The organism is Kitasatospora sp. NPDC092039 (assembly GCF_044756065.1).
Lineage (GTDB): Bacteria > Actinomycetota > Actinomycetes > Streptomycetales > Streptomycetaceae > Kitasatospora.
This window is the reverse complement of the sequence record NZ_JBIVSD010000021.1, coordinates 77,332-93,473: the sequence shown is the minus strand read 5'-3', so window position 1 is coordinate 93,473 and position 16,142 is coordinate 77,332. Positions and strand designations below refer to the sequence as shown.

Annotated in this window: 16 protein-coding genes; 4 read left to right on the top strand and 12 right to left on the bottom strand. The window is 71.5% G+C overall.

Annotated elements, in window-relative coordinates; translation table 11 throughout:
- Positions 1-1,629 precede the first annotated feature (1,629 nt).
- From ACIQI7_RS32475 to ACIQI7_RS32465, 3 genes are all read right to left on the bottom strand, one after another.
- Complete coding sequence (locus tag ACIQI7_RS32475) at positions 1,630-2,361, bottom strand: hypothetical protein (RefSeq protein ID WP_401117054.1); 732 nt, start codon at positions 2,359-2,361, stop codon at positions 1,630-1,632.
- A gap of 366 nt (positions 2,362-2,727) precedes the next feature.
- Positions 2,728-4,470, bottom strand: a complete 1,743-nt coding sequence (locus ACIQI7_RS32470) for a hypothetical protein (RefSeq protein ID WP_401117052.1) — start codon at positions 4,468-4,470, stop codon at positions 2,728-2,730.
- A 183-nt stretch (positions 4,471-4,653) separates the two neighbouring features.
- Positions 4,654-5,385: a hypothetical protein gene (locus tag ACIQI7_RS32465; protein WP_401117050.1), complete on the bottom strand. Its 732-nt coding sequence runs from the start codon at positions 5,383-5,385 to the stop codon at positions 4,654-4,656.
- A gap of 318 nt (positions 5,386-5,703) precedes the next feature.
- Here ACIQI7_RS32465 and ACIQI7_RS32460 point away from each other — a divergent pair, with 318 nt between their 5' ends.
- Together ACIQI7_RS32460 and ACIQI7_RS32455 are read left to right on the top strand one after the other, a co-directional pair.
- The gene (locus tag ACIQI7_RS32460) at positions 5,704-5,988 is read left to right on the top strand and encodes a hypothetical protein (RefSeq protein ID WP_401117047.1); all 285 of its coding nucleotides are present in this window, start codon (positions 5,704-5,706) and stop codon (positions 5,986-5,988) included.
- 16 nt (positions 5,989-6,004) lie between these two features.
- Positions 6,005-6,841, top strand: a complete 837-nt coding sequence (locus tag ACIQI7_RS32455; RefSeq protein WP_401117045.1) for a hypothetical protein — start codon at positions 6,005-6,007, stop codon at positions 6,839-6,841.
- Between the two features lie 36 nt (positions 6,842-6,877).
- Here the strand turns inward: ACIQI7_RS32455 and ACIQI7_RS32450 are convergent, their stop codons facing one another.
- Both ACIQI7_RS32450 and ACIQI7_RS32445 read right to left on the bottom strand, forming a co-directional pair.
- A complete protein-coding gene (locus ACIQI7_RS32450) occupies positions 6,878-7,612 on the bottom strand; it encodes a hypothetical protein (protein WP_401117043.1) in 735 nt (244 codons plus the stop codon).
- Complete coding sequence (locus ACIQI7_RS32445) at positions 7,609-8,142, bottom strand: hypothetical protein (RefSeq protein WP_401117041.1); 534 nt, start codon at positions 8,140-8,142, stop codon at positions 7,609-7,611. Before ACIQI7_RS32445 ends, ACIQI7_RS32450 begins: the two co-directional genes overlap by 4 nt.
- Positions 8,143-8,585: 443 nt before the next feature.
- Here ACIQI7_RS32445 and ACIQI7_RS32440 point away from each other — a divergent pair, with 443 nt between their 5' ends.
- Positions 8,586-8,798, top strand: coding sequence for a hypothetical protein (locus tag ACIQI7_RS32440; RefSeq protein WP_401117039.1), 213 nt, complete (start codon positions 8,586-8,588; stop codon positions 8,796-8,798).
- A 110-nt stretch (positions 8,799-8,908) separates the two neighbouring features.
- Positions 8,909-9,835, top strand: a complete 927-nt coding sequence (locus tag ACIQI7_RS32435) for an ATP-dependent DNA ligase (RefSeq protein ID WP_401117037.1) — start codon at positions 8,909-8,911, stop codon at positions 9,833-9,835.
- Between the two features lie 43 nt (positions 9,836-9,878).
- Here the strand turns inward: ACIQI7_RS32435 and ACIQI7_RS32430 are convergent, their stop codons facing one another.
- From ACIQI7_RS32430 to ACIQI7_RS32400, 7 genes are all read right to left on the bottom strand, one after another.
- Positions 9,879-10,439: a hypothetical protein gene (locus ACIQI7_RS32430; RefSeq protein ID WP_401117035.1), complete on the bottom strand. Its 561-nt coding sequence runs from the start codon at positions 10,437-10,439 to the stop codon at positions 9,879-9,881.
- A 455-nt stretch (positions 10,440-10,894) separates the two neighbouring features.
- A complete protein-coding gene (locus ACIQI7_RS32425) occupies positions 10,895-12,091 on the bottom strand; it encodes a ParB/RepB/Spo0J family partition protein (protein ID WP_401117033.1) in 1,197 nt (398 codons plus the stop codon).
- On the bottom strand, positions 12,088-13,242 hold the full coding sequence (locus tag ACIQI7_RS32420; protein WP_401117031.1) for a ParA family protein: 1,155 nt from the start codon (positions 13,240-13,242) through the stop codon (positions 12,088-12,090). The genes ACIQI7_RS32425 and ACIQI7_RS32420 overlap by 4 nt, the downstream gene beginning before the upstream one ends.
- A gap of 412 nt (positions 13,243-13,654) precedes the next feature.
- On the bottom strand, positions 13,655-14,101 hold the full coding sequence (locus ACIQI7_RS32415) for a hypothetical protein (RefSeq protein ID WP_401117029.1): 447 nt from the start codon (positions 14,099-14,101) through the stop codon (positions 13,655-13,657).
- Between the two features lie 90 nt (positions 14,102-14,191).
- Complete coding sequence (locus tag ACIQI7_RS32410) at positions 14,192-14,971, bottom strand: hypothetical protein (RefSeq protein ID WP_401117027.1); 780 nt, start codon at positions 14,969-14,971, stop codon at positions 14,192-14,194.
- Positions 14,972-15,083: 112 nt separating this feature from the next.
- Positions 15,084-15,593, bottom strand: a complete 510-nt coding sequence (locus tag ACIQI7_RS32405) for an AAA family ATPase (RefSeq protein ID WP_401117022.1) — start codon at positions 15,591-15,593, stop codon at positions 15,084-15,086.
- A gap of 30 nt (positions 15,594-15,623) precedes the next feature.
- The gene (locus ACIQI7_RS32400; RefSeq protein ID WP_401117019.1) at positions 15,624-16,085 is read right to left on the bottom strand and encodes a Pycsar system effector family protein; all 462 of its coding nucleotides are present in this window, start codon (positions 16,083-16,085) and stop codon (positions 15,624-15,626) included.
- Between the last annotated feature and the right edge of the window lie 57 nt (positions 16,086-16,142).

Sequence of the window (16,142 nt, the reverse complement as noted above, 5' to 3'; positions counted from 1 at the left end):
GTCAGGGCTCACAAAGGCTCCTCGATCGAGTCGTGTTGTTGCGCAGAGCCCCGGCATGATTGGTTTCTCAGGCCCGCCGGGGCTCTCCGTATTCGCGACACTACAGCGCGATCACCCCACCGCGTTAACGGGTCATCTTCTTAGCTGCCACTCACCGGAAAGAATTCGAACAAAGCGATCAGAAGCGAAAGTAACCGATCGCCCGACGGTGCGGCTCGTTTCGAATCCCGCCAAATTCCTTCCGAATCGACTGGCGCCTTGAGCCCGCCAGGGTCAACGAAACGCAATCTTCGGTGCTCAGGGTGCGGGCGCTGCCGCGGGAGCGCCTTCGTACACCGCAGGCACCACGATGCCGACGCCTGCCGCTTCTCGGCAACACACCGGACGCACCGTTGCCAACCCCGCCAGCCTGCTATAGGGCAACGCCGTCTACCTTCTCACCCATCGGGTTCTCCAAGCGTTCGACCAGCTCCACCACCACGCCCGCGACCGGCACGTCGCCAAGATGCTGCGCACCGTCCCGGCCGGCGTCACCAGGCTGGGAACTCCTCAACACCGCGGTGGACACCGGCAAGGGGACCTGGGCGGCGAGCTGGCCTGCCTCCGTCAAGGCGAGCAGGCGATGCCACGCGCTTCCGAGCGCACGTCGCCGGCCGCCGACCGCACCCCGGCACCGTCGGCAAGGTCCTCTTCGAGGCCGCCCCGCGGGCCTGGCCAGCGGACCTGGTCAGGGCGGCGACCGACGGCTTCTGGGAGTCCCGCTGCCGGTTGTTCTTCGCGGCCGCCACGTTCGGCGGACCCACGCGGCACCGGCCCGGAGCCGCGTCGTTGTCCGGATCATGAACGACTCCTCCGCCCCCGGCTGCCGACCGGCGTCCCATCCGATGGCGCCCGTTCGCCGGCGGCTCCATGGTGGATGCCTGCGGTGCCGCCGACTCCGCACCCGGTGGTACCGGCCCTGCCGCAGCCTTGCCGTCCGAGGGCGGCTTCGATCCCGGGCCGGGCCGGATGGGCGGCGCACGCGACGGCGGCCGGGATCGACCTCGGGATCGCCGACGGCCTGATGACGGCGTACCCGGCCGCGCTGTACGCGGCCCAGCGGGTTCGCCGTGCTGCAGCTGCTCCCGCTGCTGGCCGACGTGGACGTTCGCGGTGGCTGGCGCAGGAGTAGTGGCTGGTGGGCGCCGGCTGGATGGTCGTCCAGTGGGCGGAGCGGGGCCGCGCCGCGCCGCGCCGGGGAGAGCCTCGGGCAGCGGCTCGCCGGGGTGGTGACGGTCGACGAGGAGACAGGGGCCGCCCATCGGTGCGGCCCGCAGCATCCTGCGCGGGCTGCTCCACGTCCTGGACGCCCTCCCGGTCGGCGCCGGGTTCCTACGTCCGGTCGTCCACGCCCGGCACCAGACCTGGGCGGACAGCATCGCCAGGACCGTGGTCGTACGGCGGTCCCTGATCGAGACGATCGCCCAGGACCGGTAAGCGACGCGAGAAGACGGGGCTCCGGCACCCCCGACCTCTCCTTCGGCGACTCCCGCGAGGTCCAGGCCGCGCCTGGCCGGACGCCGGGCCCACCCGGCCCCGGCCAGGCCCCGGTGCAGCGCGAGGCGCAGCAGGGTGGGGGCGTCGGCGGGTCTACCAGCGGGTGAGGTGTTCCCCGAGCGCGCGGCGCAGCAGGGCAAGGGCGTCGGCGGGGCCGGGGCAGCGCAGGGGTTCGCCGCTGGCGGCGTCGGCGATGATGCTGCTGTCGATCAGGGCGGTCCAGGTTCCGCGCTGGACGTCGTACTCCTCGATCCAGCCGACCGGTCGGCCGTCCTGCTGGAGTTCCTGGACGCCCGGGTGGTCGGGCCAGGTGAGGTGGATCAGGCCGTTGGCGAGGGCGTAGCGGGTCGGGATGCCGAGGCCGCGGTCGGAGGGGACGGTCCAGCCGGTCGGGCGCTTGAGGGCCAGGCGCGGCACGCCGGCCACTGCCTGCTCGGCGCTCAGCCGGGTGGCGTGCGCGCGTTGGAGGGCGTCCAGGGCGTCGCCGACGGTGCGGTGGGTGCGGGCTCCGCTGTCCTTGTCGGTCAGGATCACGGCGGCCTGCTCGCCTTGGTGTGCGGCGGCGATGTGGCCGGCCGCTCCCCACGGGCCGTCCGGCAGCGGCGCGGTCCAGCCGATCGGCCGGCCCCGGTGGAGCAGCTGGTGGACGTCCCCGGCCTCGGGGTCGTCCCAGGAGGCCAGCAGCCAGCCCTCACCGACCGTCAGGTCCACGTCGTCGAGGCGGTCCGGCTCGCCGAACCGCCGGGTCGGGAGGGTGCACGCCGCACGGCGCAGCGCTTCGAAGTCCTCCGCCCACTGCTCGGCCGCGCCGGCCGGGGCGGGCACGGCGGCGCCGGGACGGTTTTTCGGCCCGGGCCGTTGTCCCGGGTGTGCCGGGGCCGGACGCGAAGGCGGCATTTGCGGCTCGGGCCGTTTCTCCAGGTCTCGGCGCGGCCGCGGCTTCGGGCGCATTTACGGCCCGGGCCGCAGAAGCCAGGACGCGTGGGGAGACGCGGGCCAGGACATCCGGGCGCATCAGATCCTCCTCTGCCCGTCGCAGCTCCAGGTCGTCCCCGGTCAGGCGGCCTGCTCGGAAAAAGGCTGCCACAAACGGGCGGCGGTGTTCGGCTGTCATGTTCACCAGTCTGTCAGGGCACGCCGGGCCGGTGGGCTGGTTCGGTTTCTGCCGGCCCGGCCCACCGGCAGGGGCGGTTAGTTTGTCTTGGTATTGGTGAGGTGGGCGCCGATGTAGCCGACGATGACCCGCGGCGGCTGCCCTAGAGTCTTGGTGGCGTCGAGGAAGTAGATCCGAGGTGCTTGACCGCCGTTGTCGAGCTTGAGGTGCGGTTTCATCGCCGCCCGCCCGGCAGCGTCGACCTCAGGGGGAACAGGGAAGATCCGTTCGCCTCCCCAACGATCCATCGTCGTCTTCCCCTCGTTGGTGGCGAGTTGCTTGTGCGTCCAGGAAACGGCTCCGGGAATCCCTGCGCTGCAGAACTGTAGGACTCCACCGTTGAAATCGGGGTGGTGGGCGTAGGAATCGAGGAATCGCAGGCCGTTCCACGCCTTCGCGGCCCAAACCCGGCTGCGGTCGGACTCGTCGAGGGCGAGCGCCACATCACGGTCGGCCGTGACCAGTACCCTTTCCAGCTCTCCGAGCCGCTCCCACAGTTCTTCGAAAGACTGCGGAAGGCTGGTCGCTTGCTCCACAACGACGGTGTCGCCATACCGGCCGGCCTCCCGCAGGCGCGTGCGGAGAGTATCGGCCTCGCCCCGGATCCGCTCGACCTCGTCCCAGGCTGTCAGTGCCTCCTCGATGTCGCGCAGCGCTCGGGCGTTGGCTTCTTGAAGCTCGCTCTCGAGAGAGTCGATGGTGCGGATGGATAGTTCGGCGTTGCGGGCGGCTTCCTTGAGGTCGGTGTCGGCCTGGGTCAGCAGCCCGGTGAGCAGGGTGATGTCCGAGCGTAGGGCTGCCAGTTCGGTGGAGGTGCGGTCGGCGGTCAGGGCGGCTTGCCGCTGGGCGTGGTGGGTTTGGGCGGCATCGGGGAAGATCAGGTGGCGCAGCGGTTCGGGTACTGGGGCTTCGTTGGCCAGTTGCTGGACGCGGCGGGCGATGCCGAACCAGGAGGTGTCGGTGGGGTCGCTCATTCTGGCGAAGCTAAGGAAGCGATGCCGGGCCGCGTCCGGGCCCCAGGCGGGGTCGACGTCCGGCAGGTAGGTGCGTACGGCGCCGGGTGCGACGCGGTGGTGTTCTCCGATCTCTTGGCGGAAGGCGTCGACGGCGTCGGCGTCTTTGAGAAGGTACAGGGAGGCTGCGCCGGCGCAGTGCGGCATAGCCTTTTGCATCCTTGTGGACCATGTGGGGTCGGGTTGCAGCGGGCGGGCGGCGACAACGACAGGAAGGGTTCGAGCGGGATCGCATAGGACGTGCAGAAGCGGCTCGACGTCGGTACCGACCTCCTGTGCCTTGAGGGTGAGCCGGGCCAGGCCGTCGCGGGGGCGCAGGGTCTCCACGAACTTGCGCACCAGGGCTGGGCGCGCCGGGTTGACCTGGTGGCCGGGGTTGGGGAATGCCTCCAGGAGGACGGCCACTGCGGCGGTGGCGCTCCGCGGTGGTGTTGTGGCGGTGATGGTGGTTCGCCAGGTGGCGTTTGGCTGGTCCTCGCGCAGTTGGAGGCGGATGGCGTGCTCGGTGCCGTCGTCGCCGTAGATCACTTGGTTGGTGAGCGTCGATATGGCATCGAGTTGGTGGTGCCCTGAGGCGAGAGGGGCGCTGCCGAACTTCTTCGTCAGCCACTCGACGGTGAGCCTGCGGACGGTGGGGATTGCGAGTGCGGGTTGGTCGATGCTCAGGCTGGTACGCAGGGTGAGGGGGTTGATGATGGCGTTCAACATCCGTTCCTGGAGCGTGTGGAGGAGGCGGGCGGTGGTCCTGGGCGGCAGGGTATTCGCCATCCGCCCGGCTCCGGGCACGAACGCGTAGGAAAAGCCGGGCCTCCAGGAACCGGCAGCACGTCGCCGGGCCGGCTCCCGCCCGGGATCACACCGTCTGGTTGGACATCAGAACCTGACGTGCCCGACCTGCTGCGCCCGAACGTACTCGAGCAACTCAAACCAGGTCGCCGGGTAAGCCGCGACTCAACGAACGGATGTCTGCTCGGCCGGCCCCGCTGCCAGCTTCCGCGAGCGCAGCGCCTTCGCGGTCTTGGCGGCCAGCCGGGGATCGCTGAGAACCCGGGCGATGACGGCCTCGTCGCTCATCTCCCCCTGCTGCGCGGGCAACGGTTCGCAGATCTGCTCCAGCTCGGCCAGCAGGTCCACCTCATCGCCTTCGTCCTCTTCGCCGTCCTCGGCACCGTTGAACGAGGCCTTCAGCAACGTGGAGGCAGTGCGCAGGTGCGTGACCACCTCGCTCATTGCCGCCCTGTCCTCCGGATAGGCGAGGTCCGGGTGCTTGCGGGTGGGGGTGTAGACCTTGCGCAGAGCCCTCATGGCGCCGTGCAGCTCCTCGAAGACCGAGGAGAACAGGTCGCTATCCAGGCTCTCCAGATTGTACAGCGCCTTGTACGGCTCGCCGGACGCATCCTGCGGGTACTGCCCGTCGACACCCAGCTCCTGCAGCCCGACGACCGAGGCAAGCGAGCTGACCGCGCCGGCCAGATGCCGGGAGGCATCACTCAGCAGGCCCTGCTTCCGGCGCAGCGTCGCAGCCCGATCGTTGGACGCAAGGCCGCTCTCGTCGTTGGCGAGCACCTTGGACTCACGGCCCAAGAGCCGGTGCGCGGCGATCAGCGCCGCCGCCATCTGCCGAGCTGCCACCCTCTCCTGGTCCGTCCGCGCCTCGGTCGTGTCCTGCTGCTCGCCTGGCATACCGCTCCTCTCCTGCGCCGCCGACGACGGTGACCACGCCCGAAAACCGTCGCCGCATTCGGCGGCGAGGACGGCATCCGTCGCCCTTCTCGACGGCGGCCTTTCGTGTCGCAGCGTTCAACGACCACCTCATGCCCCGGACACGGTTCGCCGGCGAGGGTCTGCGCGGTGTCCTGCCCGAAGCGTGCGGTGACTCGTTCGGGCCAAGTGAAAGGGGAGGTGCCTCAGCTGGTCAGGGGGTGTCGTCGGCCCGGACGCCACGGATCTGGGCGATGTGCTCGACACGGCGATGAGCGCCCGTTCGAGTTCGCGGCCGGGGTGTGGATCCCCACCCCGGCCGACGTCCTCGTCTCCGACCGGATCCTGCAGCGGCAGCGCGAGGACGGCGGACTCGACCTCACCGCCCGCCAGATCCAGTCTGGGTGGCAGACTGTCCGCTCACGGCGGCCGCCGCACGACGACATGGCCCTGGCGGACACGCTGGCCGTCGCCGTCGGTGTCCTCCTGCGCTCCGACGAGAGCCCCTACGTTGTCGGTCGGATCCGGCAGGACACCGCCGGCCTGCTGTCCGACATCACGCACGCGGGCCTCGGCCGCCGCTGATCCAGGGAGCCACGCCATGCCGACGCTGACCGTGATGAGCCAGAACATCCAGTACGGATCGGATGTCCGCCGGTGGGCCGGACTCGTCGATGTGGTCCGCGCGGTCGCTCCGCAGCTCCTGCTGTTCCAGGAGGCCGACCACCTCACCGACCCCGGCCAGGCCGACGCCGCCCGCAGGGCCCTCGGGATGGAGCTGTTCGTCGCGCCCGCGCGCAGCGGCCGACCGGTCTCCGTCGCCTGGGACCCAGCGCACCTGCGGGTCGAAGACATCGAGACCCGGTACGCCGCCGAACTCCACCACGGCTACGCCGCCGCCCGGATCGCCCCCTGGGGCCTCACCGCCGCCCTGCCCGCCCCGCTCATCGCCGTCAGCGCCCACCTCATCCCCTACTCCGCGCAGCAGGCCGCCGTCGAGGCGCAGATCCTGGCCGCCCGGGTCTACCGCCACGGCGGGATCGGCCTGATCGGAGGCGACATCAACCACCCCACCGCCACCGACCCGGAGATCGACTGGGAGCGGGTGAAGCCGTACAACCGGTCCGCCCGCTGCGAGCGCCGCCAGAACCCCGGCGACCCCTGGGTCAGTAACCGGATCGTGGGCCGAACCCTGCGCGACGCGGACCTCACCGACGTCGCCGCCCACCTCGCCGACGACCGCCAAGACCCGACGCTGCGCCGGGCAACCGGTCGGCACGGGGGCCTGCGCGTCGACCAGGTCCACACCACCCCGGCGCTCACCCCGGCCGCCATCGACTACCAGGTGGTCGAGCACGACCACTCCGACCACCTCGCCGTCGTGGCCACCTTCGACCTGGCGCGCGTCGACGGCACCAGGCTGTACGACTTCACCTGAGACGCCGTCTGCGGCGGCGGGCCGCGTGTCGCGCGGCTACGCCATGGCGGCGACACCCACGGCACCAGGACCCGCATCTGCGAACGCGGGAGCCGCTGCGCTCACCCTGCCCTGTTCGTCCGGCAGCAGCAGACGCGCCTCGCGGGGGCGGCGGGCGCGGCCCCGGCCGGTGCAGCGCGCGGTGACCGTCCGGTGCTGGAGAGCTCCGTAGCCTTCGCCGAGCCCCGCCCAGGCAGAGCCACTGACGGTGAGGCGGAGCTCGGCGGTGCCCGGCCAGATGGTGGGGGTCAGGATCGTGGTGCCGGTGGTCCGTAGGCGTTGTTCCAGGCGGGCGAGCTGGCGCGGTGCGGGTCGTCCGGTGGGTTTGAGGATGATCGTCTCGCATGCGTCGGCGAGGACGGAGGCGACCTCGGCCCAGTGGTCGCCGGGGTCGTCGGCGACGAGGGTGCGCTCCCAGGGCAGGCCGTAGGCGCGGGCGGCGGCGAGGCCGGCGTCGGGCCAGCCGATGATCGCGGTCCAGTGCGATTCGGATGCGGCGGCCGGTCCCGCCGCGGTCGCGAGCAGCAGGCCGTGGTCCAGAGCCTCGACGACGACGCCCTTCGGGAGTCGGCCGTCCGGCAGCAGCGGTTCCAGCGCGGGCAGGACCGGCCGGGTCCCCGCCTCGATGCGGGCGCGGCGGACCTGCGGGCTGGTCTCGTCCAGTAGCTCTGCCAGCCGCTCGTCGTACGCGGGTGTCACCGGATCGGGTACGGCCGCGATCCGCGGGCTCACCGCCGGTCCCCAGCGGCGGGGGCCGGCGTCGTGGGCGCGGGCGTGACCGGCGGGGCGGCCTGTTCGGCGGCGGGGATCGGGCGCACCGTGGCCGGGTCGGCGACCAGCCAGGCGGCCTGGCGGTCCTCGCCCCAGCGCACGTGGGCGATCCATGGCAGGTCGGGCGCGGGGCGGCGCTGCTCGGTGACCAGGCCGGAGCGCCACTGACCCTGGACGTGGACCCAGGCCAGGCGCCAGCAGCGCCCGGAGTCGTCTGCGGCGGACGTGCCGGCCATCTCCGGCGGCACCACGACAGCGTCCTTCAGCGGGACGAAGCCGACTGGTTCGGACAGCGGGCGGATGGTGCTCTCGTCGAACAGCAGCCAGGCCCACGGCTCAGCGCCTGGGCCCGGCCCGTCGGGACCCCAGCGGACGTGGACCACCCAGCGGGTGCTGCCGGGCGGTCGGCGCCACCCGGTCAGCATGGCGGGCTGCCACCGGCCGTCGAGGCGGACCTCCACCAGCCGCCACCGGCGTACCTCCTGGTGCATGCCGGGCAGCGTCATCAGTTCCCGGGGCGGACGCTCGGCATCCCCCGGTACGCCGCCGGGTCGGCGGGGCGGGGCGGAAGAGGGCACGGAGGCGGTCACACCCCTCATTATTCGATCGCTTGTTCGACTGATCAAACGTCAGCGCCGCCTGACCGCGAACCGCTCTACTGAGCGGGCACGGAGCGGTATGGACTCGCACCGGCTCGTACCGGAACACGCCGGAGCAGGCGTATGCCCGTGAACTGCGCCGGGTTGGGATGTCGAGGCGTGGCCCGCAGACCGCACGCGGGGAGTGGCGGCCGGCACCTCCTCCTCCACCGGAAGAGGAGTGCCGCGCCGGGCGACGCACGTGCCACTACCTCGATCGGATGATGGGTATTGCCGCCGACCTTCCCGGGATGTGTGCTCGTAGAACGACGTCCGTCACCACTCGAGGAGAGAACATGCGTATTCGAACTGGCCTAACGGCAGTCGCTTTGACCGTGGCCGGCGTCCTCGCCACCGCAGGCGGCGCCGTTGCCGACGACTTCGATGTCCAGTTCGTTCAGAACTTCGACGTCCCGCTCCCCCAGGGTGCCTGCAACAGCGCCCAGCTCCTCGCCATCCCCATCGATGCGGTCCCGAACGCCACCGCCACGTGCGAGAGCGGCCGGTGACCTGACCGCGCAGGCGGCTCCGGGGGTGCCCGGGTCACCGCTGGGCCACCGCGCAGGTCAATCCGCGCTGCGGCGGGTAGATGCAAGGTGTGGCGCCGTTTGGTCTTCCTGTGGACGTCGCGCTCGCCCGGCCGATCGACCGGCTGCCGGCCAGCGCGGGGTCCGACCGTGTGGAGCCGAAGTTGGACGGGTGGCGCGGAGTGCTGGCGGGCGGCCCTGTCCCGCGGCTGTACTCCCGGCACGGCACCGACCTCAGCCGCGCGTTCTCCGACGTCGTCCAGGCCGCCGCGGAGCTACCGCCGTGTGTCCTGGACGGCGAGGTGATCGCGGTCCTGGACACCGGTGCGCTGTCGTTCGCCCGCCTGCAGACCCGCTCCGGCAAGGGCCCCAGGCCGGGCGCCGACTTCACCGTCCAGTTCGCCGCGTTCGACGTGCTCGCGGACGACACCGACCTGCGCCCGCTCCCCTATCTAGAGCGTCGCCGCCACCTGCTCGACCTGCTGGAGAGCGCGCCCGCCACGATCTGGCCGGTGCCGATGACGGACGACCTCGACCAGGCGAAGGCCTGGTTCGGCAGCCTCGGCGGAGGCGTCGAAGGCTGTGTGCTCAAGCCCGCCCGCTCCCGCTACATCGCCGGCTACTCCAGCGGCTGGAGGAAGTTCCGGGTCACCACCACCGTGGAGGCCGTCGTCGTCGGCATCGTTCCCGGCTCCTCCCCCGCCCGCCAAGCCGCCGTCCTCGCTCAGCCCGACGCCCGCGGCCGGCTCCGGCCGGTCGGCATCAGCCTCCCACTGGACCAGGCGCAGCGTTCCGAGCTCGCCTCGCTCCTGCACCCGACGGGCAGCGACCTGACGGAGCTGCCCGGGACCCTGGGAGGCCTGCCGGGAAGTGCGCCGGTCGCCTTCCTGCCGGTGGAGCCCGAGGTCGTCGTCGAGATCGAGACCGACGAGCGGGCCGAGTTCGCGCGCTACCGCCACCGACCGAAGGTCAAGCGCGTCCGAGCCGACCTGCGCCCCGAGCACCTGGCCCGCACTTGATCAGTATGGAAGGTGCAAGGCGGGGCGCCGGTATCCGACCGGCCTACAGCGGAACACCGAGGAGGACCCACTGCGCGAAGACCTCGGTGAGCGCCGCCCCGGTGCCGGCCTGCCAGCGCCCCAGGGCCAGATCGGTGGCCGCCGCCCGTACCGCCGGGCCGTCGAGGGCCAGCACCGCCACCACCGGCTCCAGGTCCGCCGCCATCTCGGCCGGCGTCCGGCCCCTCGGGTAGTCCAGGCCCTCCCCCAGCAGCACCAGCATCGGCCGCAGCCGGAACTCGCCCCCCGGCTCCTCCACGACTGCGGTGCGCAGCGCCGCGAGGACGTCCTGCAGGGCTTTCAGGACCCAGGCGGGCAGGACGTAGAGGACGGCCGGGGTCGGGTCGTCTGCTGCGGTGGCGGTGAGGGCGGCGTCGATGTCCGCGATGACCTCGCCCGCCGTCTCCAGGGTCAGGGCGGGGAGGGGGTAGGCGTACGGGCGGACGTCAGCCGCGCGGGCGACCAGGCCGAGGACTTCTGAGAGGTATGCGGCGCGCCGGATCCACCCCGGGTCGCCGGGCAGGATCCGGGCCAGCTCCAGGCCCGTTGAGGTCTTCGTCGTCATGGGAGTGAGCATCCCGGCCCGGTGATGGCCGGCGGGCGGATTCACTGAAACGCCGCCCCCGCCGGGAACTCTGCGGTAGGACGGCCCGGGCCATCAGGGTGGGTCGACCCGGCCCAGTCCCAGCGGGCCGGGTCGACGGGCCGGGGTTCGTAGCGGGCGCGTAAGGGTGCGGACGTGGCAGTACTCGGCGGCGGCCAGGGGGCCCCGCAGAGCTGAAGAGGATTGCCTGCTGCGCCGCTCAGCCCTTGCGCAGGCACGGCGGCGGGGTACTCGGTGGGGCGGGATTTTGTCCGCGGACGACATCCCGAGCACTTCTGCTGCGGGGCGTGCTCGGCGTACCCGTCCACAGGAGCAGCACCGCACGTGGTGTGAAAACACCGTGGCCCCGGCGAATGCCAGGGCCATGTGTTGTTCGCGGACAGGATCAGAGGCAATGAAGAACTCCGTGTGCCCGTCTACACGTGGGCGTGCAACGCCTTGATCAGTGCGAGGAAGCCGTCCGCGTCCAGGCCGGCGTGGAGCGTTTCGGCCTGTTCTTCAGCCGTCGATCCGAGCGCCTGAACGCGCTGGCGTGCCGTCTGGGAGGGAACCGGGTCCGTGGCGGGGGGCTGCCTGGGCAGCGGGGGCCGGGCCTCGGCGGTAGCTGTCGCCTGCGGCGTTGCCACCGATTCGTCCACCGGTTCGTCCTGTCGGCCCGTGGACTGCTCGGTGTTGTCCGCGGACAACACCGTCGCTGCTGGGGCTTCCGGTTCGGCCTCCGGGACGTTCGTCGTATCCACGGCGGTCTCGGGCGTCGTGTTGTCCGCGCACAACACGACAGTCTGGGCGGCGGCGGTGGCCGACGGCTGTTCCGGCGGGGTAGGCGTGTTGTCCGCGGACAACATCCTGAGCGCTTCCCGCTGGGCGATGCGTGTTGCGCGTTCTTCTTCCTTGAGCTGTTCCTCGAGGGCGAAGAGCTCGTCGACGGTCAGGGACGTGTTGTCCTTGTAGGCGCGGGCCAAGCGCCGGCCGTAGCGCTCGGCCATCTCGCCGGTAGCGAGCCGGTCCTGGATCGCCGAGGGGAGAGACAGCAGCAGGATCTGATTGCCCACCCAGGACCGGCCCTTGCCACGGCGGCGGGCGACCTCGGCGGCGTTGCCTCCGCACGCTTTCAGGAGTTGTTCCAGGCCCACGGCCCGCTCGATGACATTGAAGTCCTCACGGTCCTCGTTCTCGGCCATGAGGTAGTCCATGAAATCGGCCTGGCTGGTCGCCAGGTCGTCCCGGACCACGAAGTCGAGGGCCTCGAGTCCCACCTGCGAGGCTGAGCGGTGACGGCGTTCGCCGTTGAGGAGGACGAACTCGGTGTCGTCTCCGATGAGGCGGCTGTGGCTGGGCCAGAGGGCGAGGTAGGCGCTGCGGGTGACCGCGACGCATGCGGTGGTCTGCTTCTTGGCCAGGCTCTGCCCGAGGGCTTCGCGCTGTTCGTCGGTGCCGTAGTAGCGGCGGGGGTTCATCGGGCACAGCGCCACCAGTGTCAGGGGGATGCGCTGGATCTCGTAGTCCGGGATCGATCCCTCGGCTTGGGCCTTGGCCCGGCCCCGCTCGCTGCGGGGCGTGCGGGTGATGGCACCGAAGGCTCCCCCGGTGCCGAGTCGGTCGGCGGCCTTCACTCGGCGATCCTCCTGGCGATGTCGCGCATGACGTCGGCCTGGTCGCTGTCCGGTGCGTGGACGAGTAGCGGTGTCTTCATCCGTACGGCTTCGCGCTGGTCTTTCAGGTCGTTCACGACGGCGATCACTTCGGGGTGGCCGAGGCTCTTCCAGGAGTCGAGAGAGGAGGTCACGACGTAGCCCTTGCGGACGTCGTACAGGTTGACGACGAAGCCGAGGTCGTGGACGCGGATGTCGAGGTCGTCGCAGAGGGAGTCGATCTGCTCGCGCAGGAGGGTGTAGGCGTCGGCGGAGGAGTCCTCGGCTTGGACCGGGATCACGATGCCGGAGCTGCCTTCCGGCTCGCCGTCGCGGGTCCGCGCGTAGTAGATCGCGTTGTCCATCGCGTACCCGAGGCTCGGGGGGCAGTCGACGATCACGAAGTCGAACTCCCTCTCGATCGGGCCGAGGGCCTTCTCGAGAGCGGTCTCCTTGACGCGGATGTCGCGCGAGGAGACGAGCTTGGCGTCGAGGAGAAAGCCGTCGGTGCAGGCCGGCAGGAGGTGCAGGCGGTCGCCGAAGGCCTCCCCGGGGATCTCGATGAGCAACTCGCGAAGGTCCGCCTGCCGTTCGCCGCACATGTTCTTGACGAGGCTGTCGCCCTTGATCGGGAGGTGGTCGTGGCCGAGCTGCTTGGTGAGGTGTCCCTGGGGGTCGAAGTCGACCAGGCATACCCGGTAGCCCATCTCCGCCAGGGCCTGGCCGACGCCGGCGGACATGGCGGTCTTGCCGACGCCGCCCTTCTGGTTGCCGAACGCCACCCGGCGAGCGCCGGTCGTCGGCCGGCTCCGCTGGGGGAGCGGGTTGGCGTCCAGCCAGAGCCGGATCGCTTGGGCGAGGCCCTGGTTGAACTTGACGTTGCGGCCTGAGCAGTCCGCGCGGAAGGCCTTGTACAGCTCCGAGGGGACGTAGGTGGAGAAGGACTCCGACTTGGCGGTGTCGATCAGGTCGAGCTCGCGGTCTACCTTCCGCCATGCCTGGATGCCCTGGGTGACGGCGTCCTGGATCGGGGTGTTGACCGTTGCGGCGCGGATCTTCAGCTCCAGTCGCAACTGCTTAGGGATTTTGGTAACTACCTTGTCCCGGTCATCGGGCACAGATTCGGCGGTCATGAGGGGAGTTTACTAACCGCTGGCACGACGTCAGCACACCCACACCGGGCAATACAGACTTTGCGTGCATTTGCCCCGGCCTCGTGGGACCTCGCCCGATGTTGTCCGCGGACAACAATGCCCAGCCCGCCTGCCCCTTTCAGCGGACGCTCCCGGACCTCCATGTTGTCCGCGGACAACATCGGACCGCGTCGCACGAGAGCAACGACGGGAATGCCTATGCCTGCTCCCCGAGGATCACCCACCCGCTGAAGGCGCCCCTCGACGCACCGACCATCGCGTACCAGGCCATCGCCTGCGGGCACAGGGCTCGTCGTAGAGACCTATAGGGCGTAAAGACCCGGAAACGCAGAAGGGCCCGCCTCCTCCGGCATTCAAGCCGGGGAAAGCGGGCCCTTCACTGTGCTGGCGATCAGGCTGGGAGGGGAACGCCCGCTCGGTCCAGGCCGATCGCCCGACTGACGGTGGCAAGGGTGTCATTCCAGTTGCCGGCGTGGTGCACGGCCCGGTCGTCCACATACGCCGCCGCGCCCAGTTTCGTGCTGGTGACCAGGATGGGACCGCCCACCGTGGTCCAGTACGCCCGCTCCGGGGACGGGTCGACGAACGCCGCGATGCCGGAGTACCAGGTGATCCAGTCGGCGACCTCCGGCAGGAAGTGTCGCGGCCGGGCGGTGTACACGAAGACGGCCCTGGACGCCGTGAGGACGCGCAGCGCCTCCATGGCGCCGGGCAGGGGCAGGCCGATGCGGCCCCCCATCCATCCGGCGGAGGCATCGGCGAGCGTGCCGTCCAGGTCCAGGCCCACGGCCTGGCTGGCGGGGCTGTCAGGGGTGGGCGCGATGACGGGTCGGTGCACGTGGTCCTCCGTCAGGTCAGCGGGTCACGAGGAAGGTGATCGGCCCCGGCCCGCTGGGGTGCGGGCCGGGGCCGGGTTGGTGGCGGGTGGTCAGGCGTGGTGGCTGGTCGAGCGGGCCGCGGTGGGTGCGACGGCCCTACAGCAGGCCGGCGGCGTGGGCCTCGGCCTCCTGGTCGACGTAGTCCTCGCTGTCGAGCGGTTCGGCGGGGCACAGCTCGGCGATGGCGAGGTCGCTGCCGAGGGCGGGCCACGGGTCGTCGGCCTGGTCCTCGTTGTCGGCGGGCTGCGCCGGGTCGGTGTCGGGTTGTCCAGGAGCGCGACCAGCTCGCTGATGCTGCTCACCCGGATCTGCTCGCCGTCGCGCACGAGCAGGTAGGTGCGGGTGCTGTGGCCGTACGGGTCGGCGGGGGAGGGGACGCACAGCAGGTGCGCGCCGCCGGGCAGCTCGCACGTCGCGGTGCCGTCGGTCGAGCCGACCCAGTTGGCGGCTTCGGTGAGGCTGCCGCCGCTGCGGTCGAGGCCGTGGGCGTGGGTGGCCGCGCGGTGTGCGGCGTCGGAGGCGACCTCCTCGGCGAGCTGCTCCCTGGACGGTGCCGGGGCGGGCGCGGCGGGGGTGGGGGCGTAGCCGTAGGCGGGGACGCCGAGGCGGTTGCGCAGCGGTCGGCGGAGCTGGGTGGTGGCCTGGTCGGCGAGGCAGGCGGCGATGCCGGCGGCGGCCGCGGCGAGGATGAAGCGGGTCTCGGTGGGGCGGGCGGCGAGGGTGCGGTAGGTGGTGAGGCCCGCGGCGGCCGCCGCGGCGGCGATGGCGACGTTGTCGGCGGTGTCGAGGGCGTTGCTCAGCAGGCGGGCGCGGGTCGTCTGCTCGGTCATCAGGTGCCTCCAGGGGAGCGGGTGGTGCCGGCCGGGCGGCCGCGCCGCTCACCACGGCGCCCCGCTCGCCGGGCCTGGATGGCCGGGCGGCGGGGCGCGGTGGTGGGCAGCGTCAGTGCCCGGTGCGGTGGTGGCGGATCTCGTCGAATCCTTCGTGGAGGAGGAGGGCGCGGGCGGAGCGGGCCATGCGGTGCTGATAGCGCAGGACGTCTTCCGGCACCCGCTGGTGGTCGGGCCTGCTCGAGTTCCGTGCGAGACACAGGTCGAGTGGGGCGTCGGTGAGAACCGCGACTGCGCGGCGCCCGTGGGCGTGGGCGAGGTCGACCAGCTGGAGTCGGTGGTGACTCTCGCAGCTCACGTTGTCCACGAAGGTCGTCAGCCCTCGGCGCAGCCGCATGCTCAGGATCTGGTGCTGGAGGAGGAGGGCGTCGGCCGTCGCGGCCTGGTCGCCGGGCGCGGAGGCGACGGCGCGCAGCTGGTCGAGGCTGACGATCTGGTGCGGCGGAACGCTGAGCAGTGCCGTGGACTTGCCCGAGGCGCTGGGGCCGATCATGACGACGACGTCGCCGGGTTCGACGGGGTCGAGGGTGCGGGCTCGGGTGGTGGCGAGGGTGGTGGTCACGGCGGTTGCCTCCGGGTGGGTGGTGGGTGGTCAGGCAGCGGCGGACAGGAGCGCCGCGGCGGAGACGGCGAGGACTGCGACGAGCGCGAGGCGGGCCGCCCACTGGAGGAGGCGCATCTTGCGCTCGCACAGCACGCTGAGGGCGTGCAGGCGGGCGGGGCGGACGTCGTCGGCCAGGGCCTCGCGAAGCGCATCCGGGTCAGTGCAGCGGGCCCAGCGGGAGAAGCCGTTGGACCTGGTCGGGTCGAGCCTGGGCATGACGACCAGGACCGAGAGCAGCGCGGAGGCGACGGCGGCGGCGATGCCGACGGCGGCCAGGGCGAACGCGAACGTGGGCGCCTTGCCGAGCGCGGCCACGCCGGCGATGAGGACGCCGGTGATTCCGAGCAGCAACGACGCCTTGCTGTCCGTTCGCGCGATGTCCGCGCTCACGGCGGCCAGCTCGCGGTCGAGGGCCTGGTCGAGCGCGGTCATCGGCGTGGTGGTGTCCATCGTGGTCTTCCCTCCCTGTCGGGGTCCGGCCGGGCGCCGGCTCCGCGCACCACCGCG

What these genes read in the sequence shown, in the direction of transcription:
- ACIQI7_RS32430 (WP_401117035.1), bottom strand. Translation starts at nt 10,439, where the DNA reads ATGACGACGAAGACCTCAACGGGCCTGGAGCTGGCCCGGATCCTGCCC.
- ACIQI7_RS32455 (WP_401117045.1), top strand. Translation starts at nt 6,005, where the DNA reads ATGCCGACGCTGACCGTGATGAGCCAGAACATCCAGTACGGATCGGAT.
- ACIQI7_RS32420 (WP_401117031.1), bottom strand. Translation starts at nt 13,242, where the DNA reads ATGACCGCCGAATCTGTGCCCGATGACCGGGACAAGGTAGTTACCAAA.
- ACIQI7_RS32470 (WP_401117052.1), bottom strand. Translation starts at nt 4,470, where the DNA reads ATGGCGAATACCCTGCCGCCCAGGACCACCGCCCGCCTCCTCCACACG.
- ACIQI7_RS32465 (WP_401117050.1), bottom strand. Translation starts at nt 5,385, where the DNA reads ATGCCAGGCGAGCAGCAGGACACGACCGAGGCGCGGACGGACCAGGAG.
- ACIQI7_RS32400 (WP_401117019.1), bottom strand. Translation starts at nt 16,085, where the DNA reads ATGGACACCACCACGCCGATGACCGCGCTCGACCAGGCCCTCGACCGC.
- ACIQI7_RS32440 (WP_401117039.1), top strand. Translation starts at nt 8,586, where the DNA reads ATGCGTATTCGAACTGGCCTAACGGCAGTCGCTTTGACCGTGGCCGGC.
- ACIQI7_RS32445 (WP_401117041.1), bottom strand. Translation starts at nt 8,142, where the DNA reads ATGCACCAGGAGGTACGCCGGTGGCGGCTGGTGGAGGTCCGCCTCGAC.
- ACIQI7_RS32410 (WP_401117027.1), bottom strand. Translation starts at nt 14,971, where the DNA reads ATGACCGAGCAGACGACCCGCGCCCGCCTGCTGAGCAACGCCCTCGAC.